24 protein-coding genes are annotated in these 23,089 nt (G+C 49.2%); 22 read left to right on the top strand and 2 right to left on the bottom strand.

The window, feature by feature from the left end; all coding sequences use genetic code 11:
- Positions 1–69 precede the first annotated feature (69 nt).
- The 14 genes from FN782_RS04310 (at position 70) to copZ (ending at position 14,007) form a co-directional block, all read left to right on the top strand.
- Positions 70–1,785: a phage tail protein gene (locus tag FN782_RS04310; protein WP_142504543.1), complete on the top strand. Its 1,716-nt coding sequence runs from the start codon at positions 70–72 to the stop codon at positions 1,783–1,785.
- Positions 1,785–2,546, top strand: a complete 762-nt coding sequence (locus FN782_RS04305) for a distal tail protein Dit (protein ID WP_142504542.1) — start codon at positions 1,785–1,787, stop codon at positions 2,544–2,546. The genes FN782_RS04310 and FN782_RS04305 overlap by 1 nt, the downstream gene beginning before the upstream one ends.
- Before the next feature lie 89 nt (positions 2,547–2,635).
- On the top strand, positions 2,636–3,586 hold the full coding sequence (locus tag FN782_RS04300) for a hypothetical protein (protein WP_142504541.1): 951 nt from the start codon (positions 2,636–2,638) through the stop codon (positions 3,584–3,586).
- A gap of 6 nt (positions 3,587–3,592) precedes the next feature.
- A complete protein-coding gene (locus FN782_RS04295) occupies positions 3,593–5,071 on the top strand; it encodes a phage tail spike protein (RefSeq protein WP_142504540.1) in 1,479 nt (492 codons plus the stop codon).
- 59 nt (positions 5,072–5,130) lie between these two features.
- Positions 5,131–5,328: a hypothetical protein gene (locus FN782_RS04290; protein WP_142504539.1), complete on the top strand. Its 198-nt coding sequence runs from the start codon at positions 5,131–5,133 to the stop codon at positions 5,326–5,328.
- Positions 5,329–5,333: 5 nt separating this feature from the next.
- Entirely contained in the window at positions 5,334–5,978 is a 645-nt protein-coding gene (locus FN782_RS04285) for a hypothetical protein (protein ID WP_142504538.1), read from the top strand.
- Positions 5,975–8,491 (top strand): glycosyl hydrolase family 18 protein, encoded by a 2,517-nt coding sequence (locus tag FN782_RS04280; protein ID WP_221930157.1) that lies wholly within the window; start codon positions 5,975–5,977, stop codon positions 8,489–8,491. The genes FN782_RS04285 and FN782_RS04280 overlap by 4 nt, the downstream gene beginning before the upstream one ends.
- 18 nt (positions 8,492–8,509) lie before the next feature.
- Positions 8,510–8,752 carry a hypothetical protein gene (locus FN782_RS04275; RefSeq protein ID WP_142504537.1) on the top strand — a complete coding sequence of 81 codons (243 nt, stop codon included), beginning with the start codon at positions 8,510–8,512 and terminating at the stop codon, positions 8,750–8,752.
- Complete coding sequence (locus FN782_RS04270; protein ID WP_142504536.1) at positions 8,749–9,666, top strand: peptidoglycan recognition protein family protein; 918 nt, start codon at positions 8,749–8,751, stop codon at positions 9,664–9,666. The genes FN782_RS04275 and FN782_RS04270 overlap by 4 nt, the downstream gene beginning before the upstream one ends.
- 105 nt (positions 9,667–9,771) lie before the next feature.
- Positions 9,772–10,269: a GNAT family N-acetyltransferase gene (locus FN782_RS04265; RefSeq protein ID WP_142504535.1), complete on the top strand. Its 498-nt coding sequence runs from the start codon at positions 9,772–9,774 to the stop codon at positions 10,267–10,269.
- A gap of 31 nt (positions 10,270–10,300) precedes the next feature.
- A complete protein-coding gene (locus FN782_RS04260) occupies positions 10,301–10,906 on the top strand; it encodes a pentapeptide repeat-containing protein (protein ID WP_142504534.1) in 606 nt (201 codons plus the stop codon).
- A 196-nt stretch (positions 10,907–11,102) separates the two neighbouring features.
- Positions 11,103–11,366, top strand: a complete 264-nt coding sequence (locus tag FN782_RS04255) for a metal-sensitive transcriptional regulator (RefSeq protein WP_246064837.1) — start codon at positions 11,103–11,105, stop codon at positions 11,364–11,366.
- 13 nt (positions 11,367–11,379) lie between these two features.
- On the top strand, positions 11,380–13,782 hold the full coding sequence (locus FN782_RS04250) for a heavy metal translocating P-type ATPase (protein ID WP_142504532.1): 2,403 nt from the start codon (positions 11,380–11,382) through the stop codon (positions 13,780–13,782).
- A gap of 18 nt (positions 13,783–13,800) precedes the next feature.
- Complete coding sequence (copZ, locus tag FN782_RS04245) at positions 13,801–14,007, top strand: copper chaperone CopZ (protein WP_142504531.1); 207 nt, start codon at positions 13,801–13,803, stop codon at positions 14,005–14,007.
- A gap of 40 nt (positions 14,008–14,047) precedes the next feature.
- Here copZ and FN782_RS04240 read toward each other — a convergent pair whose 3' ends face one another.
- A complete protein-coding gene (locus FN782_RS04240) occupies positions 14,048–14,626 on the bottom strand; it encodes a TVP38/TMEM64 family protein (protein WP_185956023.1) in 579 nt (192 codons plus the stop codon).
- A gap of 46 nt (positions 14,627–14,672) precedes the next feature.
- Positions 14,673–15,560 (bottom strand): polysaccharide deacetylase family protein, encoded by an 888-nt coding sequence (locus FN782_RS04235; protein WP_246064836.1) that lies wholly within the window; start codon positions 15,558–15,560, stop codon positions 14,673–14,675.
- 248 nt (positions 15,561–15,808) lie between these two features.
- On the opposite strand from FN782_RS04235, the gene FN782_RS04230 reads away from it, so the two are divergent.
- The 8 genes from FN782_RS04230 to FN782_RS04195 all read left to right on the top strand — a co-directional run bounded on the left by FN782_RS04230 (position 15,809) and on the right by FN782_RS04195 (position 22,659).
- Positions 15,809–16,534, top strand: a complete 726-nt coding sequence (locus FN782_RS04230; RefSeq protein ID WP_142504529.1) for a prolipoprotein diacylglyceryl transferase — start codon at positions 15,809–15,811, stop codon at positions 16,532–16,534.
- 73 nt (positions 16,535–16,607) lie between these two features.
- Positions 16,608–17,210, top strand: coding sequence for a TlpA family protein disulfide reductase (locus FN782_RS04225; protein WP_142504528.1), 603 nt, complete (start codon positions 16,608–16,610; stop codon positions 17,208–17,210).
- A gap of 31 nt (positions 17,211–17,241) precedes the next feature.
- Positions 17,242–17,955: a cytochrome c biogenesis CcdA family protein gene (locus tag FN782_RS04220; protein WP_142504527.1), complete on the top strand. Its 714-nt coding sequence runs from the start codon at positions 17,242–17,244 to the stop codon at positions 17,953–17,955.
- Between the two features lie 74 nt (positions 17,956–18,029).
- A complete protein-coding gene (gene resA / locus FN782_RS04215) occupies positions 18,030–18,560 on the top strand; it encodes a thiol-disulfide oxidoreductase ResA (RefSeq protein WP_142504526.1) in 531 nt (176 codons plus the stop codon).
- Between the two features lie 75 nt (positions 18,561–18,635).
- The gene (locus FN782_RS04210; protein WP_142504525.1) at positions 18,636–18,959 is read left to right on the top strand and encodes a rhodanese-like domain-containing protein; all 324 of its coding nucleotides are present in this window, start codon (positions 18,636–18,638) and stop codon (positions 18,957–18,959) included.
- A gap of 14 nt (positions 18,960–18,973) precedes the next feature.
- Positions 18,974–19,903: a cysteine synthase A gene (gene cysK, locus FN782_RS04205; RefSeq protein ID WP_142504763.1), complete on the top strand. Its 930-nt coding sequence runs from the start codon at positions 18,974–18,976 to the stop codon at positions 19,901–19,903.
- Positions 19,904–19,905: 2 nt separating this feature from the next.
- Entirely contained in the window at positions 19,906–21,075 is a 1,170-nt protein-coding gene (locus FN782_RS04200; protein WP_142504524.1) for a class I SAM-dependent methyltransferase, read from the top strand.
- A gap of 306 nt (positions 21,076–21,381) precedes the next feature.
- On the top strand, positions 21,382–22,659 hold the full coding sequence (locus FN782_RS04195; protein ID WP_142504523.1) for an MFS transporter: 1,278 nt from the start codon (positions 21,382–21,384) through the stop codon (positions 22,657–22,659).
- Positions 22,660–23,089: the final 430 nt, after the last annotated feature.

Genomic DNA, 23,089 nt, shown 5'->3' with positions numbered 1-23,089 from the left:
GTATCTTGGCAATTGTTCAAGTGTACAGCTGATATTTTAACAAAAACATTGCGAAAAAGGGGTGATTGGATGGCGGAAACCGCTGTACAGATTGATTTAAGCCCCATAGAAAATGCCTTAAAAGGGCTGGACAAGCGGTTGGCAAAACTGGATGAAATCCAGGACGGAATTAATAGGCAAATGCGTGAGGCGAATAAGGCGGCTGGCCAAAGTGAAGTCAAAGGTGTCAGTTTGGCGATTTATGGGGCGTTGGTGCTTGGACTATGGACGACGGTTAAGGATCATGATTCCGTGAAAACAGCGGTGGAGGGGCTCAAGAGCGCCTTGGAAACGCTGGGAGGGTCGGTCGCCCCTGTGTTTGCCGGAGTAATTAATATGGTAACCAGCGTGATCGAGGCATTTAACGCACTGCCAGAACCCGCCAAGCAGATTATATTGGTAGGAGCTTTGATTTTCGGTGCATTGTTTGGTTTGCTTGGAGTCATTTCTCAATTAGTGGTGTCATGGGGGGCAATCGCAGGTGCATTTGGAGGTTTTGCTGTGATCGCTTTAAAGGTAATAGCTGTAGTAGGACTTATTGTGTTAGCAATCGCCGCATTGGTAGCGGGAGTGATCTACGCCTATCAGAATTTTGAATGGTTTCGCAATATGGTGAATGCGGTGTGGGAAGGGATTAAGACCGGGGCGATGGCGTTGTGGGGGGCGATTCAGGATGGGTTGTCCGCGCTGTGGGCGTTTTTGCAACCGATCATTGAGACGATCACCAACTTTTTTGTCTCCCAATGGAAAAAAGTGACTGACTGGTGGACGATGATTTGGCCGGTGTTGAAAGAGGCGTTTATGAATATTTGGACAGCCATTATGGCGTTTATCGGACCGATTATCCAGGAGATTGTGGCTTTGTTCCAGTTTGCCTGGCCAATGATTTTAACGTTGGTGACGACGGTGATGGAGATGATCAAAGCCGTGTTGGTGGCGGCATGGGAGATTATTAAGACGATTTTTATAACCGCCTGGGAGATCATTAAGACGGTCGTGGACTCGGCGATCAAAGCGATTATGTCCATTGTCAATATGTTTGCCTATCTGTTTACCGGTCAATGGGACAAGTTATGGCAGTCCGCGCTGGATTTGCTGGCAAGTTTCGGCAACCTGATCGTGGGTACCGTGGGAGCCCTGATTGAGGGGATTTTGAGCATTCTGTCCAGTCTGGTTGGACTGGCGGGCAGTCTGATCAGCAAGGCATGGCATGGGGTGCTTACCATTACCGGTCAGCTTTTGGGCGGGTTGGTCGATCTGGTGTTTGGCAAGGTGACCGAGATTGGGGACACGTTGCGAAACATTGCCTCCCAAGCGGCTGACTGGGGCGCCAATCTGATCAATGAATTTATTGCCGGAATCCGTTCCAAAATTTCCGGTGTAATTGATACCGTCAAAGGGATTGTCTCCGATATCAAAAACTTTTTGGGCTTCTCTTCACCGACCAAGAAAGGGCCAGGAAGGACAGCGGATCGTTGGGGGCCCAACTTTATGGAGATGTTTGCTGCCGGCATTGAGGAAGGGATTCCAGCATTAAAGAATGTGGCCCGTTTATCGATGGGGACGTTGGCCATGATGGGGCAACCCCAGGGTGGATTGGCTGCGGCTGGAGCTTCAGCGGAGACGGGACCGACGATTCGGATCGATCAGATGCATGTGCGCAATGACCAGGATATCCGTCTGATCAGTCAGGAGCTTTGGCGGTTGCATCAACGGCAAGCTCGGTCCTATGGAGGGAGAAAATAATGGGATTTACTTTTGCAGGTGTTCACAGTGATCAATATGGGATCAAAGTGCTGAATATTACCCGTCCGCTGTCTCCCCGCTTGCAGGCGCAAACGGTGAAGCGTCCGGGAAGAGCGGGTGTCGCGGATATGGGGGTGGAGGTGGAAGAGCTTCAGATTTCCATCGATATTCTGTTGATAGGAGAGAGTCTTCACGAGATCCGGCAGCGGGTGCGACAGATTGGGGCATGGTTGCGCAACGGAGAAGAGAAGGGGACGTTGGTGATCGATGATGAACCGGACAAAATGATGACCGTCCGCTGGGTGGAATTGGCGGAGCTGGAAGAGGTGGCCCTGACCGGACGGGCCACCCTCACTTTTTTGGCCCCCGACCCCCTGGCCTATGCGGTGGAGGATGATGCCTTTACCAGTGCGGGAGAGGAAATCCGGTTCCAGCGAAAGGGAACCGCGCCTTCCCGACCGCTGATTGAACTGGGCGGGGAGGCGAGTGGAGCGGAGAGCGGGTTTGTGGTCAAGCTGAACGATCAGTCCCTCACCTATACCGGATCGCTGGCCAGTACCGAACAATTGGTGCTCGATTCCGAATATAAGACCGCTTATCTCCGCCGTGAGGATGGTTCCAGGGAAAGTGCGCTGAATGGATTGGAATCCCTGGTGTTTCCCCTCACCCGTCCTGGGGAGGAAAATGTGTTGACCGTCACCCCTGTGGGCACCGCTACGGTGAACCGTCTGCACATCCAGTGCCGCAGTTGCTGGTATTAAATGTTCAAACTTCATCCCTGCGTTATCATTTCTTGTCGGATGGCAACCGGAGTGACAAACCATATTGAACAACTGAAGGAGGCGATCAAATGCCCAAAACCCCGTATCGCGACTTGGAAAGTGAAGATATTTTGTCGGCTCACCTGTCCGGATTGCAACATTCTGTTAATAAAATGGAAGAAGTATTAAATATGCAGACCCGCTCGGTAACGGGTCATCCCCTGAAACCGGTCAACGATCAGGAGGATGCCGGGATGCGTTACCGGATCTATGAAGGAAGCATCCGCAATTGGCTGGAAGATCCGGCTCCCGTGATCTATCGGAATGGTCTGAAACTGGACCCTGCCGCCTATACCATCTCTCCGGCCCATGGGGTGATCCTGTTTGATGAACCCCAACATGCCAATGACGAGTTTACCGCCGATTTTACCTGTATCGATGCCCGATCCCTGGTGTTGGAAGCCAGCCAGGGCATCCATCTGCCGCTGCAACAGGCGGGTCTGCTCACCCATCTGCGCGAAGGAACCCCCTCGCTGGTCTCCGCCAGCAATGTGCTGGTGAATGAAAATACGCTGGATCTGTTTCCGTTGATGATTCGGCAACGCACCGTGATTACCGAGGCGGGGGTTCGCCTGGGGAAATATACAACCGCTGATATTTTGGTACGGGTCGCCCTGTATCAGGATACGGGAGGGGCGTATCCAGGGGAACTGTTGGCAGAAAGCCCGGAAATCGCCTATCACGGAACAGAGGGAGACGAACCGCATGAATGGAAGTTTGTAGAATTGAATCTGACATTGGAACCGGGGCTCTATTGGTTGGCCCGGTTTAATGATGCCGCTTCGCAATGGGATGGGTTGGATGCCGAAAGTGCGATGGTTTATGCCAGCGAGGTGCAGGATAACTTGTCATTGGTTCATTATGGCGGGCTTCGGACGACCGACCGTCTGTACAGTGACGGGTTTCCTGCGGTGTTCCCGGAGGGTGTCCAGCCGTTTATGCGGAGTGTCTATGCGTCTCCCTTTTTAAGAAAGGCGTGATCGTGGATGAAGCTGAATCAATTGGGACACGTTCGCTATAATCTGCTGGGAGAATGCCGATACAATCAGTTTGGTGATTCGTCCATTGTGGACCCACCCTATCATCAACGGGCGCAATGGCCGATTCTCATTTTGGATCAACAGCGCAACCGGTTGGCGGTATTGGAGAATTTGACGGAATTTGTGGTGACAGAAGAGTTAAACGGGGAGGATACGATTGACTTTTCCCTTCCTTTTCATGATTCAAAACGCCCCTTTTTGGAAAATGAAAACCTGATCCAATGGGGTCCCCGTTTCTATGTCATTCGCCGGGTTCATCACAGCCGGGGGGATGCCGGGGAGAAAATGACGGACGTTTATGCGGAAGCGATCTGGTATGACTTGCAGTATGCGGACCCCATGCAAAAATCGAAGTGGTCGGATGTCCGGCCGCTTCAGGTGATGCAGGATATCCTGGAGGGAACGCCCTGGCGCGTGGGCCGTTGTGACATCGATACCATGCGCAATCTGACATTGGAAGAAGGGTTAACCAACCGTTTGACCGCATTGCGGGAGATGGCGGATATCTGGGGCGGATTGATCCGGTTTCATTCCGCCACCTATACTGTGGATTTTGTCCGGGATGGCGGATTGCGTGATCCGGGCATCGCCATTATGTATCAAAAGAATATGAATGAAATCGAAGCCGATTATGATACTGCCGATCTGATTACGCGACTGTACCCTTATGGAAAAGGAAATGTCACCATTCAAGAGGCCAACGGAGGACGTCCGTATCTGGACAACTTCCAATATACCGAACAGATCCGGACACGTTCTTTCAAGGATGAACGGTTTACCAATCCCTATCATTTGAAGGCGAAAGCTGAAGAGGTTTTGCAAAAGCTGAGCAGACCTCGCCTTTCTTACCGGGTGCGGGCCATTGATTTGTCCATGCTGTCCGGACTGGAACATGAAGCATTTCGGATCGGGGATCGCGTTCGGGTGTTTGATGAGGAATTGGGGATTGATGTGAAAACGCATATCGCCCGTTGGCAGTATGATGTCTTGGAACCGTGGAATACGGAGTTGGAACTGGAGTCCACGGCTCCCACACTGAGCGATCTGCTGGGAAATACAACGGGTACCGGTTATCTGGAATCGGAAGATTCTGTGGAACGGACGGAAATGCTGGAATTAATGGTGTTTAACTATCTCCTGAATTCGCGTGCCGATGATGGATTTGCCTACTGGGTGAACAATGGATGGGAGATTGATTCCCAACAGGGCTATTCCGGCGGGGCGTCCTTTTTGTGCCATGGACAGCTCGGTGTGGAGAAAACATTGACCCAGACCGTGGAACCGGCCCATCGGGACAGTTATACCGTCAGCATGCAGGTTTCCACGGAGGATCTGTCCAAGGGACCCAACGGAAAAGTGGGTGTAGAATTGGTGATCCATTATGATGAAGGGGACCCGGAAACGGTGTTTATTCCGTTGGGGTAACCATTTGGGAGCGCGCCTCGCGCTCCTTTTTTCATTACAGGAGATGAGGTGGTGGTTGCGTGATCGGTTCTTTTCAGTCCATGCAGAAGCATGTCCGAACGGACAGCAGTCGGACGGTAGCAAACGTTCAGGTGCGATTGGTCGTATCCGATCTGACCGGTACCATCCGGGTGACCGATCTGATGCTGCAAGGCGGTTCCATTGCCACCGTATGGACGGGACATGCATCAGAAATTACCTGGTCATTTGATGGGTGATGAGAATGGATAAAAAAGAGAAATGGACCCGATATTTTCATACCTTTCTGGTCGATCCCAAGCGAAAGGTAACCCATATCGATTATCAATGGCAGATCTCTGATTGTCTGGGAACGGTCTGGGTAACGGATTTGCAATTTCAACCCGGTCGAATGGCGACGGGTTATCTGACGGCGAACAGAGAGCTGTTGAAAAGAAACCGGGATGCAGAAGGAAAACCGATTCGCCGGGCGGTTTATAACGGGGTGATTCGCGGTCATAAGACGATCGCGGTTCCCAACCGGGCGAAGATCAGTGAAGATCCGGAATTTTCCAAACGGGTGACAGGGGGAATCGATTTTCAGTTGACGGCGACCCAATCCCTTGGAAAGGATGGGGTGCATTTTTCCCATCAGCATGGTCAGCGCCCGTTTACCTTTTCCCTTCCGCTTCGTGCGGATGAACGCCTGGACGTTCAGGCAACAAAACGTCAAGTCACGTTAAATGGTTTGAGTACTCGCCAGTATCAGGGGCATTTTCATACCTGTCCCGCCGGTTTTGGGGTGTTTCAAGTGGAATTGCGCAATCGGGACGAAGAGCCACACGGCTCCGGGCGCCTGATCTGTGAAGTGGATCTCTGGCTAAAGGGAATAGGGGGTGAACAGATGTGAGTTCCCTGCGAACGCAACACCGGGAGTTTTTGTCATGGCTGCAAGACCCTCAGCAGTTGGATACGGTGGATCAATATGGTTATGCCTTTTCTGGAGTGTGTCTGTTTTGGTTTAATATTCAGTCGGATGGGACCCTGACGGGAGCATTTTCGGATGAGGTGTTGCAGGAGGCGATGGAGCGCTCCCGCCGGTTGAAGGAGAAATGGCCGCAGATCCGTTGGCTGTTGACCATTAAAAATGATGGATTCTCCTCCCGGATTGACCCTATCATTGAAAACCAGGCTGGAGAGCAGGATCAGCTAATCAGTGAAGTGCACCGGCTTTTGGATCAATATCCTTGGGTGGATGGGTTGGATGCTGACCTGGAACGTTTGCCCAATGATCAAATGGAGGGCATTTACCAATTTTACAATCGGTTGTATGAGGAAATCAAAGGTCGGTCGTCCAGCCGCTTTCTCCATTTGGACTTGCCCCCGATGACCGGACCTTATGAAACCATTGGCCCGGAGCGGTGGTGTGCCTACGAACGGCTGGTGGATTGTTGCGATACGGCACAGATTATGACATACGGCTATGCCTGGGCCGGTTCCGCTCCCGGCTCCACGGCTCCCCTTGACTGGCAGCGACGGGTGATGACGTATGCAACTCAGGCCTTTCGTGCGGATCAGGTCTTTATGGGGGTGCCGGCATACGGGTATCGTTGGCAGATCAGCGAGTACCCCAACAATACGGATGACACCTACCGGGGATTTGGAGGCGGGTTTCCTGCCTTTCTCCGCTGGATGGTGGGTGATTTGTCCCATACCGACTCCTATCGCGGCGGAGCGGAAACCCAGCCCTATATCCCCTTTTTTTCCTTTTTTGATGAACGGGATCAGGTTCATCAACTATTGCTACATGTCTATGATTATGTGGATGCCGGAGAAGATGAAGATCAAACCGATCTGAACCGGGGTACCTATGAGGAGAAACCCTTTCTCACCGCCTATGACAAACAGCAGCAGACCACCTTTGAGGGGCTGGTGACAGAGAAAAAGGCATCCGATGCGGTGACGGTGGAGGGGGCGATGGTGCAGGGGGAGACCTATGTATCCCCTCGCAAGCCGACAGAGGGAGAATCAGAGGGGTATGCCAAATGGATCTTCACCCTGTCAGAACGGAAGACGGTGGAGCTGGTTGCCCATGTGGAGTTTCCCTGGTTTGATCAGCAGCGTTTAATGGTAAACATCGATGGCAACGCCCATGTTATTGGAGATGTCCCCCAATATTACCCGTACCATCGCCGAAAGCACTGGACCTCAGTGACCCGCCTGACGTTGGATGCGGGAGAACATGTGGTGGAGTTATTGGGGCAAGGAAGTCAGTATGGAACGATCTTCTATGGTTTTCGCGTCTGTGAAGCGTTTTACGAGAGCAATGAAGCGGGGGAAGCCACTTTTACCTTGCATCCACGGCGGTTTGTGGACCGGGATGGGCAACCCGCCTGGCCGTATCAGGATCGGTTTAGAATCACATTGGAAACCATTCGAAGGCCTCCGGAGCCAGCTCTCATTTTTTATGATGATTTCCGGGATTGGCAAGGTCATTTACCTTCAGACAAATATGTTATTCAAGCGGGTTCCTGGAAAGTGAACCGGGAGGATGACCCCGGACCCAGACCGTATGCCTGGGTGACGGGAAAAGGACAATTCAGCCTATCCCATGACCATTTTTCCAATATTGTGGCAGATGCCAGAGTCCGTTTACAAGCAAGAGGCAAGGCAGGGGTTACGGTAGGGAATCTCTGGTTTTGTCTCAACCTGAATTATCAGGGGGGGCGTTATGAACTGTACCAGGATTCCACCTTGCTTGCTGACCGCTGGCCTAACGGCTCTCTGGAGCTCAATCAATACTACCGTTTGCGGCTGAGGGTGAAAGAGAATGTGGTCACCTGTTATCTGGGGGATGTTGCCGTGATTCAGCATACCCTGTCGGACACGGTTACAGGAGCCTGGGGCATACGATCCGATGCAGAGATGTCCTGTGATTTGCTGGTGGGTGCCGATTCCTACTGGTACTTTCCGCAAGAAGCGCTGGATATACAGCTGCCGGACGGAACGGTTCAGACGGTGGGACGGATTCCCCGCACGGGGGTGACCTGGCATAAGGATTGGGGGCTGTTCCGCGTTGAGAATGGGGAGGAGTGGGATACAAGACTGGAGCCGGAAGATGGAATGGACAAGCAGATCAGCAAAGACTGGTTTTACTTGCATACCTCCAACATGACCCTGACGGAAGGCGATTACCCCATTCGGATTAAGATGCGGGATCAGGGGGTCTGGCTGGGGCGGGTCTATCTGGGGGATGCGGATGGATTCAGCCTGGCGGTGTTTCCATCACCGGAGACCATTTTAAAACAGAGTGATATCGCTGCTTATGAATTTCAGGTGCGAGGGATTGGCATGTGGGCAGTGGGTCAGGAGGACCCACAGCTGTGGCAGATGCTTGTGGATCACAGTGAAAAAACCTCATAAAGGAAAGGAGAGGGAAATGTGTTGGACGATGCAATATGGATTCCAGTGATTACCGGATTGGTGGAACTGTTTAAAGATGTTGGATTTCCCAAACGGTTTGCACCCTTGCTGGCCTTGACATTTGGTGTCATTGCCGGACTTTTTTATACCTCTCCGCACGATCCGGCAGGAGGGGTGCTTTCCGGAGTGGTAATGGGGCTGGCCAGCGTCGGCTTATACAGTGGCCCCAAAAATTTGACAAATACAGGGGTGAAACAATGAAGACGAAAAAACAATACATTCCAGCCGAACATCGAAACATACGGCCCGGTATCAAAATGAAACCCCGTTATATCACCATTCACAATACGGGCAACACGGATCAGGGGGCAGATGCAGATGCTCATGCCCGTTTGTTAAAGAAGGGAAACAACCGGCAAGCGTCCTGGCACTTCAGTGTGGATGACAAAAAGGTGGTCCAACACCTCCCGACCGATGAGGTGGGATGGCATGCTGGTGATGGACGGGGTTCGGGAAATATGTCCAGTATCGGAGTGGAAATCTGTGAAAACCGGGATGGTGACTTTGCCCAAGCTGAGGCCAATACCGCACAGTTGGTACGTCGCTTGTGCGATGAGCTGGACATTCCGGTCAGCCGGGTGGTTCCGCATCGCCATTGGAGTGGAAAAAACTGTCCGCATCGCACATTGCGTCATTGGGGTCAATTTATTGAAATGGTGAAAAAAGCACCTCAAAAACCGGATAACCCCTTTGACCAATTTCAACCGGAAGAATTGAGCCCGGCCCCAAACGGTGCCGGGTTTACCCGAACCTTGAAGAACACCCGCCCACAAATGAAAGGGAAGGATGTCCTGGCCGTACAGGAGTTCCTGGGTGTGAAACCATGGAAGGATCAAGAAGGGCGGAAAGTGGGCATCTTTGGTCCGATTACAGAGAAAAAGCTGAAAGCCTGGCAAAAGCAAAACGGGATCAAGGTTACCGGTGAGGTGGGGGACTATAACTGGTTTCGCATGTTTGGCCGGGTGGAGGACGGATCTTCAGACCAGTCCAGATGGATTCGCGTGAAGCAGGATGGAAAGCAGATTGGAGCGTTTCAGAATCCGGACAACGCCATTCGCTTGCTGACGAAGATTCTCCGCAAAGGGGATACCATTCAGGTAAAACAAGAGAAATGATGTGGATTCAGCCGGGGGAACCATATGGTTCCATCCGGCTTTTTTTATGAAGGGATATTGAACATTGGTTGAGAAGTGATATAGAAAACCCAAAGGAGAAAAGAAATGAACATTCGACACATTCAAACCAGAGATGCAGAACGCTTTCTACATCTTATACAACAAATCGATTCCGAGTCAGAGTTTATGCTGTACGAAGCAGGAGAAAGAAAGACGACACTGGAGCAACAACAGCAAAAAATCAGGTGGGTGGAACATGATGACCATTCCACGATATTGGTGGCAGAAAAGAATCATCAAATGATCGGCTTCCTGGAAGCGATTGGTGGAAAGGCAAGGCGAAATCGACATACGGTCTATCTTGTGATTGGTATCTTAAAGAAACATCGCGGGCAAGGAGTCGGAGTCCGATTGTTTCAGCAACTGGAAGCGTGGGCGGTCAAACGGCATATCCACCGCCTGGAGTTAACGGTGGTGATTCAGAATAAAGCGGCTTTGGCGTTATATAGGAAAATGGGCTTTGAGATTGAAGGAAGAAAAAGAGATTCGCTCTTGATACGTGGAGAATATGCGGATGAATACTACATGTCTAAGCTTTTATAGGGACTAAAAGAGGATGAAATGAGGGATAAAGATGAACCAGTATGTAGGGAAGGAATATATCAACGATCGTTTTGAAGATGCGGATCTGATCGATGTTCAGTTTCGTGATTGTCGGTTTGTACAATGCAACTTTCAAAATGCCCAGATGATGGAAACCACTACCTCGAAATGTCTGTTTGCAGAGTGCGATTTTACCGGAGCACAATTGAATTCTTCTTATCACGAAGGTTCCGCTTTTCTCAATTGCCAATTCCGGCGAAGCAAACTCTTCAGTGCAACATTTAACGATTGTAAGATGACCGGGTCTGGGTTTGAGGAGAGTAACCTGAACGGGCTAACTATTTCCTCCGGAGACTGGTCTTATACCAATTTACGTTCTCATAACCTGAAAAAGATGGATTTTCGAAATGCAAAGCTTGTTGAGACGGATTTTTACGGTTGTAATCTGGAAAAGACCGATTTTCGCGGAGCAGATCTCACCAGAGCCATTTTGTTACATGCCAATCTAACAGGTGCGGATTTACGGGATGCCAATGTGGAAGGAGTGGATCTAAAAAACCTTCATTTAAAAGGGGTTCGTTTGGATCTTACCCAGGCCGTGGCATTGGCTCGTACATATGGGGCATTGGTAGATTAACAACAGGTATGATCCATAAATCCGTAAGCGAACGAACCGAGGTTCATGATTAAAAAGTCTTTATCAGCAGTCTCAAACCCTGCTATTCAAGCAGGGCTTTATTTTTGTCACAATGTCATATTTTTTGTTTATACTATACCCAGCGGGGGTATGGTATAGTATAAACAAAGCAATAAATGAGAAAGGAGTGAATGAGGTGAGCTGTGATAAAGAAAAGCTTCTTCGAAGGCTAAAAAGGGTGGAAGGGCAGATTCGCGGGATTCAGAAGATGGTGGAAGAAGACCGGTATTGTATGGATATTTTGATCCAATTGGCGGCGGTGAAATCAGCGTCCAACAGCATTGGACTAACGATTCTGGAAAACCATGCCAAAAGCTGTGTGACGGATGCGATTCATTCCGGTAAAGGGGATGAGGCGATCGAAGAGATGGCTGAAGTTCTCCGTTCATTCATCAAATGAAGGAGGGATGGGTATGAGCGGGAAAGACGTAACCTTTTCCGTGAAAGGGATGACCTGTGCCGCCTGTTCCAATCGGGTTGAAAAAGGGCTCACCCGCCTGGAAGGTGTGGAACAAGCGGATGTCAATCTGGCCACGGAAAAGGCAACCGTTCGCTATCAACCGGAAACGGTTTCTCCGGATCAGTTGGTGCAAAAGGTGAAGGATCTTGGCTATGATGTGGAAACCGAGCGTGTAGAGATGGAAATCCAGGGGATGACGTGTGCCGCCTGTTCCAATCGGATTGAAAAAGGACTTTCCCGGATGGAAGGCGTCGAGAAAGCGACGGTAAATCTGGCGATGGAAAGGGGTCAGATCGTTTATCATCCGGCGATGGTGGATGTAGCGGATCTGAAACATAGGATAAAGTCGCTTGGATATGAAGCGACCTTGAGAAATGAGGAGAAAGAAGAGTCGAAGCAGCAGAACAAAAAGAAAGACAAGCAAACGCAACGGCTTCTTTTCTCCATCATCCTTTCCATTCCACTGTTTTTGGGCATGGTACACATGTGGGGACCGCTCCGGGCTTTGGTGCCGGAAGTGCTGACGCATCCCTGGCTACAGTTGCTGCTTGCGACACCGGTTCAGTTCTGGATTGGCTGGCCGTTTTACAGGGGTGCCTATCGAAGCTTGAAAAACGGTTCCGCCAATATGGATGTTTTAGTTGCTGTAGGAACGTCTGCCGCCTATTTTTACAGTCTGTATGTGGTCATCAGGGGAGAAGGCGGACTCTATTTTGAAACCTCTGCGATCATTATTACCCTGATCTTGCTTGGGAAATGGTTGGAAAGCCGGGCAAAAGGGCAGACTTCTGAAGCGATCCGGAAATTGATGGGGATGCAGGCCAAAACCGCCGTTGTGATCCAGGATGGACAGGAGCGGGAAGTTCCTGTGGATGAGGTGATGGTCGGTGATCAAATTCGGGTCAGGCCTGGTGAAAAGATTCCGGTCGATGGGGAAGTGATCCACGGGCAATCGGCTGTGGACGAATCGATGCTGACCGGAGAAAGTATCCCTGTGGATAAAGGGGAAGGCGATCAGGTGATCGGGGGAACCATCAATAAAAACGGGTTACTCACTTTCCGTGCGACCAAAGTGGGGAAAGAAACCGCTTTGGCACAAATTATTCGCGTGGTGGAAGAGGCCCAGGGGGCAAAGGCACCAATCCAGCGGTTGGCGGATCGGATTTCCGGAGTGTTTGTTCCTGTGGTATTGGCGATTGCGATTGGTACCGGGCTGATATGGTACTTCCTTCTCACCCCTGGAAATGTGGAGGTTGCCTTGGTTCATCTGACAGCGGTACTCGTGATTGCCTGTCCCTGCGCATTGGGGCTGGCAACACCCACCTCCATTATGGTAGGGACGGGAAAAGGAGCTGCGGAAGGCATCCTCTATAAAGGGGGACATCATCTGGAAAATACCCGAAGGATTGATACCGTCGTATTGGATAAAACAGGGACCGTGACAAGTGGGGAACCGGTACTGACGGATGTGATTCCCGCCGGACCGTTTCAACGGGAAGATCTTCTGCGGTGGGCAGCAACATCCGAGCAACCTTCAGAGCATCCGCTGGCCCGATCCATTGTGGAAGGGGCGAAAAAGGAAGGGATTCCACTGGGAACAACGGAATCTTTTGAGGCCATTCCCGGCTTCGGAATTGTTGCCAAAGTGGATGGCAAGGATTGCCGGGTGGGAACCCGCCGGCTTTTAAAAGAACGAGGGGTGGATTTCTCCTATATGGAGGACGAGATGGATCGTCTGGAAGCGAGCGGGAAGACAGCGATGCTGGTGGCTGTGGATGGAGAGTTGGCTGGGGTGATTGCCGTTGCTGACACGGTGAAGGAGACCTCGGCAGAAGCGGTACGGCAACTGAAGGAGTTGGGCATTGAGGTTTGGATGATAACGGGTGACAATGAGCGAACCGCCCGTTCCATTGCGGAGCAAGTTCAGATCCAATATGTTCGTTCAGGTGTGTTGCCAACGGATAAGGCGGAAGAAGTGAAACGTCTGCAACAAAAAGGTCGCCGGGTGGCGATGGTGGGAGATGGAATCAATGATGCACCGGCCTTGGCCACGGCGGATATTGGGATGGCGATGGGAACCGGAACGGATGTAGCGATGGAAGCTGCGGATTTGACGCTGATGCGGGGGGATCTGCGGGCAATTCCGGCGGCAATCCGATTGAGTCGGTATACCATGCGGAACATCAAGCAGAATCTCTTCTGGGCTTTTTTCTACAATTCCGTTGGGATACCTATTGCCGCTGCGGGTTTGTTGGCACCATGGCTGGCGGCTGCGGCAATGGCTTTCAGTTCCGTTTCTGTCGTCACCAATTCCCTGCGTTTAAAGCGCGTTTCCATCATGGAAAGCGAATCATAAACTGGAGGTTGATTGGATATGGCAAAAACCATTCTTCACGTAGAAGGTATGAGTTGTGGTCATTGTAAAAGCGCGGTAGAAGAGGTTCTTACAAGGATGGAGGGAGTGGAAAAGGCAGAGGTTCGCCTGGAAGAACATCAGGTCATTGTGGAATATGATGCAACAAAAACGGATGAGTCCAGGATGAAGGAAGCCGTGGAGGCTCAAGGCTATGATGTGAAGTAGACCAGGAAAGGCGCCGATGAACCGGCGCCTTTCCTGCAATCTATGAAGACTGAGAGGGGATGATTTGTTTTTTTCGTTCTTTTCCTTTCCACAACCATCCTGCAATTGCCAGCGCCAGCAGTACGATCACGAGTCGAAAGGCATTTTCTTTGATATGAATCAGGTCGTAGGCAACCAGTGCTTCCAGCGCGGTGGACGGCAATTTTCCAACGGCGGTTGCAAATAAATAGTCTCGGAATCGAAGTGTGGACAGAGCACCTACAAGATTCACTGCTCCGGCGGGAATAAAGGGAATGAGCCGTGCAGCTAGGACAGCGTATATCTGCCGCTTGCGGGACCAAGTGTTTATATGGCTGATCCATCGCCAATGGGGTGCCTCTTGTCCAGAGCGAAATCGATAGCCGGAGCGTAAAAGAAGAAATGCCAATCCGGAACCGATCACTTCCCCCAGCCAAGCGAGTCCCCCGCCCCAAATGGGTCCCCAAATCAGGACAAAACCTCCGGTTACCACAGCGCCGGGTACCACTCCAAAAAGATTAAGAAAGAGACTAGCGATAAATGCAATAACGGGTCCCCAGGGACCTGTGGCTGAAATGGTTTCCATGAACGGTTGAATCACAGTGAGACATCCTTCCATTGTTTTGCATCATAAACAGTAGTTGATATCACTTTAACGGGATTTGATTCAGCTTTACAAATTGAAATCCTTTGTTACGAAGAAGCGGGATGGCCTCGATTACTCCCTCAGCCGTTCCTTTTGCGGGTCGATTCATATGAAGGAGGATGATCGAACCCGGTTTCGCTTGAAGCAATGCCTGTTTGACCTGATCCTTTGAGTAGGTGGCTCCCGCATCCCCGCGAATATCAAAGTTGACGACTTGCAATCCAGCTTCTTCCGCCATCCGAACGCTTACTTCATCATAGTATGCGGTTCCCGACCGGAAAAATCGAGGGGCCTTTCCCGTTAACTGTTTGATTTTTTGTTGGTTCAACATGATTTCGTTTACCGCTTCTTTAACATTTTCCGTTCCTGGAATGCCGTAAGCTGATTTCCCGTTAACCGATAACGGACGGTGCTGAAAGCCATGATTTTCTATTTCAAATAACGGGTTGTCAGCCAGGGAGCGAAACGTATGCATATTGGCATCAATCCAGCGACTGTTGATAAATAAAGTGGCAGGAATTTCTTCTTTTTGCAGAAAACGAATCAGCTTTTTATCATAGCCATTCCCATGTTCCCCTCCACAGGCATCGAAGGTAAGGGCGACAACTTTTTCAGAGGTGTTTAAGTGGGTTTTGACACCCATCACCTGTTCTCCCCATTGGGTGGGAGTTTGTCCCCGGTATTTTTGAATCAACGTTGTTTGCAGGGATGAAGTTGTTTGTTGTTTGATGGATGGGTCGGACATTTCTTTTCCTGAATCTTTGATTTTTTGAGAGATGGAGGGTGTTTTGGCTTTTGTGGAGCCCTCCAGTGTTTGTACAGGGGAGGAACAGGAAGCAGTCATGACAGAGAAGCTGATGATCGTACCCAAAATGAGATATGCTTTCACAGGATCTTCCCTCTTTAATCATTGTTACTTTGTTCTTTCTTTTTGAGCTTACCGGTTTGTAAAGGTTTCGTGAATACGATTTTTGAACTAGATTGGTGAAAAAGACTGGAGTCAGCCCTTCTTTTCACAGAATCAACACAACTATGGTTTATACGAAAAGAGGTTGGCCGACAATAGATGGTATGATATAGGGAGGTATGTATATATATTGAACTGAATGGGATTGGACACGGTGAGGGGAGAGGCCAATGTTAACAACAGAGGTCTTGCCGTTGGGTTCGTTTCTATTGCCGATTTCCTGGATCACCCTGTGGTTGGGGATGTTCGCGGGTGGAAAAGCGGCTGAGAAATGGTTGCCTCCGGAGACCGGACAAAAAGCGGTGAAATGGAGTGAAGGGTTTCTCTTTGCAGCTCTGATCTGGTTTATCGTCTGGCGTTGGAGTCCATTGTTATGGCATCCCCTTTCCGTTTTGGACCATCCGGGAAATCTGTTGTTCGTATCCGGTTCGGAAAAGGGAGAGTGGCTGGCCTGGGCGGCCGCCTGCGGATTTCTGGGATGGTTTTCATGGAAAAGGCGGTGTTCGTTTTGGAATGCTGTCGATGCAGCAGCGATTACCGGACTGGTGACGGGCTGGGGCTATTCCCTTCTATTTGTGCGACTGGGAGAGGTGACGACGGTTCCCTGGGGGATTTCTCCACCGGGATATCAAGAGACGTACCACCCGATTCATTGGTATACAGTGCTTGTCTTAACGGCTGTGTTTGTTTCTTGGTGGAAAGCGCGTTCACATCTTCGGCCGGGTGGAACCTTTCGCTGGATCGGGGTTTCTTCTGGGGTTGGATTGTTAATCGTCTCCTATTTTAATTATTATCCAGTGACAGGGATATGGGGGCTTGCTAGGGAGCAATGGCTTTTTGTTGCAATGGCTTTGATGGGCTGGATGACGGGGTTTGGACAGGTGAAAAGGAAATGACAACTCCCTTTTATCGGATAAAAGGTTTTGGTAAAGTGGTCAAGGATTGCTTTGAATTGAGAGGAGGGCACGTATGCAACGTTCATTCTGGCGCAATCTCTTGGTTGGATTAGTGATTCTCGCAGCGGTGGGTGGGGCGATCTGGGCATCGATGGATAAAAACGAACAACAGACATCTGGATCAGAGACATCCGGTGAAGAACAGAAGAAAGATCCGGAACAAAAGAAAGAAACAAAGAAACCTGTACGAGAGGAAAAGGCCGCCGAGGGATTTCGGGCACCGGATTTTACACTGGAGACCTTGGAAGGAAAAAGTGTTACGCTGTCCCAAAATGATGGAAAACCCAGCTTGATCAACTTCTGGGCTTCCTGGTGCGGTCCTTGCAGAGTCGAGATGCCTCACCTTCAGGAGGCATATGATCAATACAAGGATCAAGTAAATTTTATTATGGTGAACACACAGGACAAAGAGTTGGGAATGAAGACATTTCTGGAGGATAACGGATATACGTTTCCGGTGGTGGTAGACCAAACGGAGGAAGTGAGCCAGAAATACTCCATCTTTAACATTCCACAGACCTTTATTGTGAACAGTGAAGGTGAGATTACCAAACGCATCATGGGTTCCATGTCCAAAGAGCAATTGGAAGAAATTATGGAAGAATTGACTTCATAGTCTGGTTTGTGTTGGAAGGGGAGAATCATGGATGGCGGATGTAAATATTTTCTTGGCCTTTGGAGCGGGGATTCTTTCATTTGTTTCCCCTTGTTGTCTTCCTCTTTATCCTTCTTATATCTCCTATATCACAGGAGTATCGGTCAATCAGCTGAAAGATAAAGACCGTCCGTGGGAATTAAAACGGGCGACAATGATTCATACACTCTTTTTCATTCTTGGTTTTTCTGTCATCTTTTTTGCCTTGGGTTTTACGGCCAGTTGGGTGGGGAAATTTTTTAACCAATATCAAGATCTGGTTCGAATGTTAAGTGGCGTTTTCATAGCGGTGATGGGCCTTTTTCTTCTTGGAATCTTTCAACCGACATTTATGATGCGGGAGAAAAAGGTAAGCTTTGGTGGAAAACGTTGGGGGTATTTCGGTTCTTCCTTTATCGGCATGGGATTTGCCGCCGGATGGACGCCCTGTACGGGACCGATTTTGGGAGCGGTTTTAATGATGTCTTCAACAAATCCAACAGCCGCTTTATTTTATATTACGGCCTATACCCTCGGTTTTGCCATCCCTTTTTTTGTTATGGCCTTTTTCCTGGGTCGAACACGCTGGATTATAAAATATTCCACTCGCCTGATGAAGGTGGGGGGAGCTCTGATGGTGGTGTTTGGTGTCCTTCTCTATACTGACCAAATGACAATCATCACTCAATGGTTGCTCGATATGTTTGGCGGTTTTCAAGGGTTTTAATGTTAATACCCTCAAGAGGGAAGTTCATATCTTTTCTGTTTTTGTTGATTATTGCAGGTGAATGGGTGATATCAATGAACCGAAAGATGCGGTACTGGGTTCGCCGAGTGCTGATGTTGGTGTTGGTGGCGCTGTTGGGAGTGGCCATTTACCAGACGCTTGGGGATGAACAAAAGGAGAATGTGGAAGTCGGAAAAACGGCACCGGAATTTAAGCTGAAAACGTTGGACGGAGAAACGCTGCAATTGAGTGACTTAAAGGGAAAAGCGGTATTGCTCAATTTTTGGGCAACATGGTGCAAACCTTGCCGTGATGAAATGCCCGCGATTCAAAAAGTATATGATAAACACAAAGACAAAGGTTTTGCTGTCGTAGGTGTAAATATTGCGGAAACCAAAGTGACAGTGAGCGGTTTTGCCAGACAGTTGAATCTGAACTTTCCTATTGTACTGGATCCGGATCGAAAAGTGACCAAGCTTTACGGGATCGGTCCCATTCCCTCCTCCATTTTTATCGATAAGAATGGAAAGGTTGTCCGTAAAGTGAATGGAGAGATGAATGAAGGTCAGATTGAGGGATATGTGTTGGAAGCTTTGTCCAAGTAGGGACAAGCTTCTTTGTTTTTATCGCATGGAAAAGGCGTGTTATGATAGAGAAAACATCATGCAGGAGGCAGAGTGATGGAAAATACATATACCGATGTGGAAGCACAGGAACTGAGTCAATCCAGTGAAACGGAATGGAATCAATATGTTTTGGTGGATGTTCGAACCGAAGAAGAGTATCAAGAAGGACACATCCCCAACGCCCACCACATTGCCTTGGATCAAATCGAGCAACGTATGGGAGAGTTGGAGCCCTATAAAGATCAAAAGATTCTCTTGATTTGCCGAAGTGGTCGCCGGAGTGTGATGGCGGCCCATCTATTGTCCGATGCGGGTTTTCAACAGCTTTATAATTTGAAAGGAGGTATGTTGGAGTGGACCGGACCGATCGAGACGTGAACCGGCTGGGACCTTTGCGTGTGGCAGACCAGATCACTGATTTGATTGGTTGCACCCCACTGGTTCAGTTGCGCCGTCTGACGGAGGAGAAAGATGCAACCGTTTATGTCAAACTGGAATCGTTTAATCCCGGTGGCAGTGTGAAAGACCGGACAGCGTTCAATATGATCCGGTGGGCGGAGAAAGAGGGGCATTTAAAGCCGGGTTCTACCATTATTGAACCGACCAGTGGAAATACGGGCATCGGGTTGGCATTAGCAGGGGCTGCCCGTGCGTATCGAACCATCCTGGTTATGCCGGATACAATGAGTGCTGAGCGCATCAATCTTTTAAAAGCATATGGTGCGGAAGTCGTACTTTCTCCTGGAGAAGAACGAATGCCGGGAGCCATTCGCAAGGCGGAAGCGTTAATGAAAGAAATCCCCCAATCCTTTATGCCACTTCAGTTTGAAAATCGTGCCAATCCTGAAGTGCATCGGCAATCTACCGCTCCGGAAATTATCAAACAGATGGGGGGATGTCCGGATGCGTTTGTGGCCACTGCCGGAACAGGAGGAACAATCACAGGAACAGGAAGCGAGCTTCGGCGCCATCATCCAAAACTTCATATTGCCGTAGTGGAACCACAAGGGTCCCCGGTGTTGGCCGGAGGTCAACCGGGGACACATAACATTCCCGGTACCAGTCCCGGCTTTATTCCCAAGATCCTGGATCAAAACATCTATGATGAGATTCTTCATGTTTCCGACGAAGATGCAGCGAGTACGACCCGCAAACTGGCACGGCATGAAGGGATTTTGGTTGGACCCTCTTCCGGGGCATCCGTTTGGGCTGCGCTTCACGTTGCTCGTCGTTTGGGAGCAGGCAAAAAAGTGGTTTGTATGGCTCCGGATACAGGGGAGCGCTATTTGAGTACGGATTTGTTTTCTTCATCAGGAGGGTGAGGATGGATCAACCTCTTCTTTTACATGAGATTGTCAGTGAAATTCAAAAGACCCCCCGAAAGGCCATTTCTTTCCGACGGTATATGGAATTGGCTCTTTACCATCCAGAATGGGGTTACTATCATCGGATGAAGCCTAAAATCGGAAAGGAAGGAGACTTTTATACAAGTCCAGCGGTCGGAGAAGCATTTGGTTGGACCTTGGCCAAGGGGATCAGCCATATGGTTCAGTCATTTCCTGAAGGTTCATCTTGGTATTTAATTGAGGCAGGAGCAGGAGACGGGATCTTGGCGACCCATATGATTCAAGGGCTGGATCGATTGGGATTCCGTCCACGAAGATTGTTTATTGTGGAGACCAGCTCGTATTACCGCGCGGTTCAGAAGCAAATGTTGGTGGACAGCCCTGTTTCGGTTTACTGGGTGGAAGAGATCCGTGACCTTCCCAACGATCTACCGTGTATTCTTGTTAGCAATGAATTCTTTGACGCCTTTCCCGTTCATCGTGTTATTTCCCAGGAAAATGGGATAAAAGAAATTTTTGTAACCTGGGATGATCAGAAAAAAGAACTGGTTGAATGTTTGTTCTCCCCGTCCCGCACAGATTTGAGCGATTATTTTCTGGAAATGGATTGGAACTTGCCTGTCGGATGGTCGGCTGAAGTGCCGCTAGATGCACTCAACTGGTTGGAAACCCTTGGACAATGGTTAAAGAACGGCTATGTAATTACGATGGATTATGGAGGAACCACAGAGGAGTTATCCGTACCTGCCCGAAAAAATGGAACCCTTCGATGCTATCATAAACATCAACTTCACCAGGATTTCTATTCGGACCCCGGCACATCCGATATCACTTGTCATGTTCATTTTTCGGCCTTGATGAAGCATGGATCTAAAGTGGGGTTGAACAATCTCCTCTATACCACCCAAGCTCGTTTTTTACTAAGATCCGGCATCTGGACCTTGTTGGTGAATCCACCACCTTCTGATCCATTTGGACAGGTAGCGAGACGGAACCGAGCTATCCGTCATTTAGCCCTTGAGGAGGGAATGGGGAGTGCCTTTCAAGTTTTGATTCAATCCAAAGGAATCCAACATCCAGTAGCAGGGTTGATGCAAGAGGATTGCTTTGGTGTGGGGAAACAGGTTTCCCTATCAAAAAATATGTAGGGTGACTCAGCAATACGTAATAGATGAAAACACTTCCTTTTGCTAATAGTCTGATCGGGTGTTTTGCGTTAGGATAATCATTGTCCCGCAATCACCCATTGATCCCTTCATAAGTTGTTTTTTATTTAGATTTAAAACGCAAAAAATCCCCTGTTGTTGAGGGGATTTTTTGCGTTTTAAATATTTTTGAGGAAGTTGTAAATAAACTTAGGAACTTTTTCTTTGATTGAAGGAAAAAAGTATTGAACCGAGAAAATAATTTATATACTATAATAGCTTTTTGGTTTTTTATTGGGAGGACAACAGATGGGACTCACGATGTTTTCACCTTTGCGACAACGTAATTTCGGAAAACTTTTTATTGCACAATTATTTTCGGATTTGGGGAATTGGTTGGACTTTATTGCATTGAATACGTTGGTGGTTTATGCGTGGGGTTTGGGGCCTGAGGCAGTTGCGGCTCTTGTGATCACACTGGGACTGCCCTGGGTGGTGATTGGACCGCTTGCCAGTGTTTGGACAGATCGTGCTCCAAAGCGATTGGTAATGATATTGAGCGATTTAATGCGTTTTATCATTGTCTTGACATTGTTCTGGGCGCCGAATCTATATATCCTTCTGCCTTTGGTTTTTTTAAAAGGAGCCTGTGGTGCGGTTTTTGATCCGGCCAGACAAAGTGCAATCCGGATGATTGTTCCCACAGAAATGCTTGCGCAAGCTGTTTCACTAAGCCAGCTTTCTGTTCAATCCACTAAAATTTTGGCACCCACTTTGGGTGGGGCTTTGGTAAGTATGATTGGGCCGCGAAGCACTTTTCTGATCGAGGCGGTCCTGTTTTTATTGTCCGCTTTCATTCTTTGGATGCTTCCTGATTTAAAATCGGACGTTTCCTCCAATGAATCTGTGGAAATGAAAGGGGGCTTTTGGAAACAGCTTCGGGAAGGGTGGGCCTATGTTGTTACCAATCGCATGCTTCTGATTGGAACCCTATCGATCATGTTTGCACTTTCTATTAATTTTATGTATGACGGATTATTTCCTTTATGGACAAAGCAAATGGATTTCAGTGAACAAGTATTTGGGATGATGATCAGTGCGATTGGTTTTGGAAGTGTATTGGGTGCCGTTTTGTTCGGGCAGTTTACGATCTGGCAAAAGGGTCCACTGATGATGATGTCCTTCGGCGCAATTGCAGCCGGTTCACAAGTGTTGCTTATGGGTCTTGGAGGTCAGGGTTTCCTTTCTCTTGAACTCTACAGTTGGTTTATCGTTTTTTTGTTGATGGGAATCAGTGCATCAGCGCTGTTTGTTCCATTTGGTTACATCATACAGACGGAAACACCACAAAGGATGATGGGGCGTGTTTCTGCAACGGCAAATGCCATTCAAAACGGAGCGATGTTGCTCTCTCCTTCCATCGGTGCGTTTTTGGTAAAGGTGATTGGACTGGGATTCGTTTTTTCCGGTTCCGGTATATGTCTGGCATTGTTCGGGATGGTTGTGTTGATGATTGCTTTCCGGTTGCATAAACGGAAATCCGACATGGATGACTCCCATATAGCCGAAAAGGATTCCGCTGTGTAAATAATTCCCAACAGGAAAAAACACTGCTGACCTGTATGTGGTCAGCAGTGTTTATCATGAACCGGAAGCAATCAGGGCTATTTGAGACTCCACACGCCTGAAGGCGTGGGATTCTTGGGTAGTTAGCGCCCTCAGTCCATTTCGGTTTCAGACGACTCCCAAGTTCAGGGCTGTCTCATCACCCCATCCCATGCAGTTCTACGGCCAAGCCGCATGTACCTGCATCGTCCCAGTGTCCTGGTTCCTTTCACTCACTCTTACGGTTTTACCCAGCGGGAGAGATGGGTTCGCCGCTGGAACCCCATATCATAACGTTTTCAAGGAACAACCCACTACCTGTGGGATGAGCACCGCTCATATGTTACGATTATACCAAGAATTGGTTCTCCTTGCCACCCCCAAAAGGGGGGTTCCGAGCAACGCTGTCTTT

Source organism: Melghirimyces algeriensis, from assembly GCF_900182565.1.
Taxonomy (GTDB): domain Bacteria; phylum Bacillota; class Bacilli; order Thermoactinomycetales; family DSM-45169; genus Melghirimyces; species Melghirimyces algeriensis.
This window is presented reverse-complemented; position numbering and strand designations above follow the sequence as displayed.

Bases quoted from the DNA above. Each gene is read 5' to 3' on its own strand.
- FN782_RS04310 (WP_142504543.1), top strand. From the start codon at position 70: ATGGCGGAAACCGCTGTACAGATTGATTTAAGCCCCATAGAAAATGCC.
- FN782_RS04305 (WP_142504542.1), top strand. From the start codon at position 1,785: ATGGGATTTACTTTTGCAGGTGTTCACAGTGATCAATATGGGATCAAA.
- FN782_RS04300 (WP_142504541.1), top strand. From the start codon at position 2,636: ATGCCCAAAACCCCGTATCGCGACTTGGAAAGTGAAGATATTTTGTCG.
- FN782_RS04295 (WP_142504540.1), top strand. From the start codon at position 3,593: ATGAAGCTGAATCAATTGGGACACGTTCGCTATAATCTGCTGGGAGAA.
- FN782_RS04285 (WP_142504538.1), top strand. From the start codon at position 5,334: ATGGATAAAAAAGAGAAATGGACCCGATATTTTCATACCTTTCTGGTC.
- FN782_RS04270 (WP_142504536.1), top strand. From the start codon at position 8,749: ATGAAGACGAAAAAACAATACATTCCAGCCGAACATCGAAACATACGG.
- FN782_RS04265 (WP_142504535.1), top strand. From the start codon at position 9,772: ATGAACATTCGACACATTCAAACCAGAGATGCAGAACGCTTTCTACAT.
- FN782_RS04260 (WP_142504534.1), top strand. From the start codon at position 10,301: ATGAACCAGTATGTAGGGAAGGAATATATCAACGATCGTTTTGAAGAT.
- FN782_RS04250 (WP_142504532.1), top strand. From the start codon at position 11,380: ATGAGCGGGAAAGACGTAACCTTTTCCGTGAAAGGGATGACCTGTGCC.
- copZ (WP_142504531.1), top strand. From the start codon at position 13,801: ATGGCAAAAACCATTCTTCACGTAGAAGGTATGAGTTGTGGTCATTGT.
- FN782_RS04230 (WP_142504529.1), top strand. From the start codon at position 15,809: ATGTTAACAACAGAGGTCTTGCCGTTGGGTTCGTTTCTATTGCCGATT.
- FN782_RS04225 (WP_142504528.1), top strand. From the start codon at position 16,608: ATGCAACGTTCATTCTGGCGCAATCTCTTGGTTGGATTAGTGATTCTC.
- FN782_RS04220 (WP_142504527.1), top strand. From the start codon at position 17,242: ATGGCGGATGTAAATATTTTCTTGGCCTTTGGAGCGGGGATTCTTTCA.
- resA (WP_142504526.1), top strand. From the start codon at position 18,030: ATGAACCGAAAGATGCGGTACTGGGTTCGCCGAGTGCTGATGTTGGTG.
- FN782_RS04210 (WP_142504525.1), top strand. From the start codon at position 18,636: ATGGAAAATACATATACCGATGTGGAAGCACAGGAACTGAGTCAATCC.
- FN782_RS04200 (WP_142504524.1), top strand. From the start codon at position 19,906: ATGGATCAACCTCTTCTTTTACATGAGATTGTCAGTGAAATTCAAAAG.
- FN782_RS04195 (WP_142504523.1), top strand. From the start codon at position 21,382: ATGGGACTCACGATGTTTTCACCTTTGCGACAACGTAATTTCGGAAAA.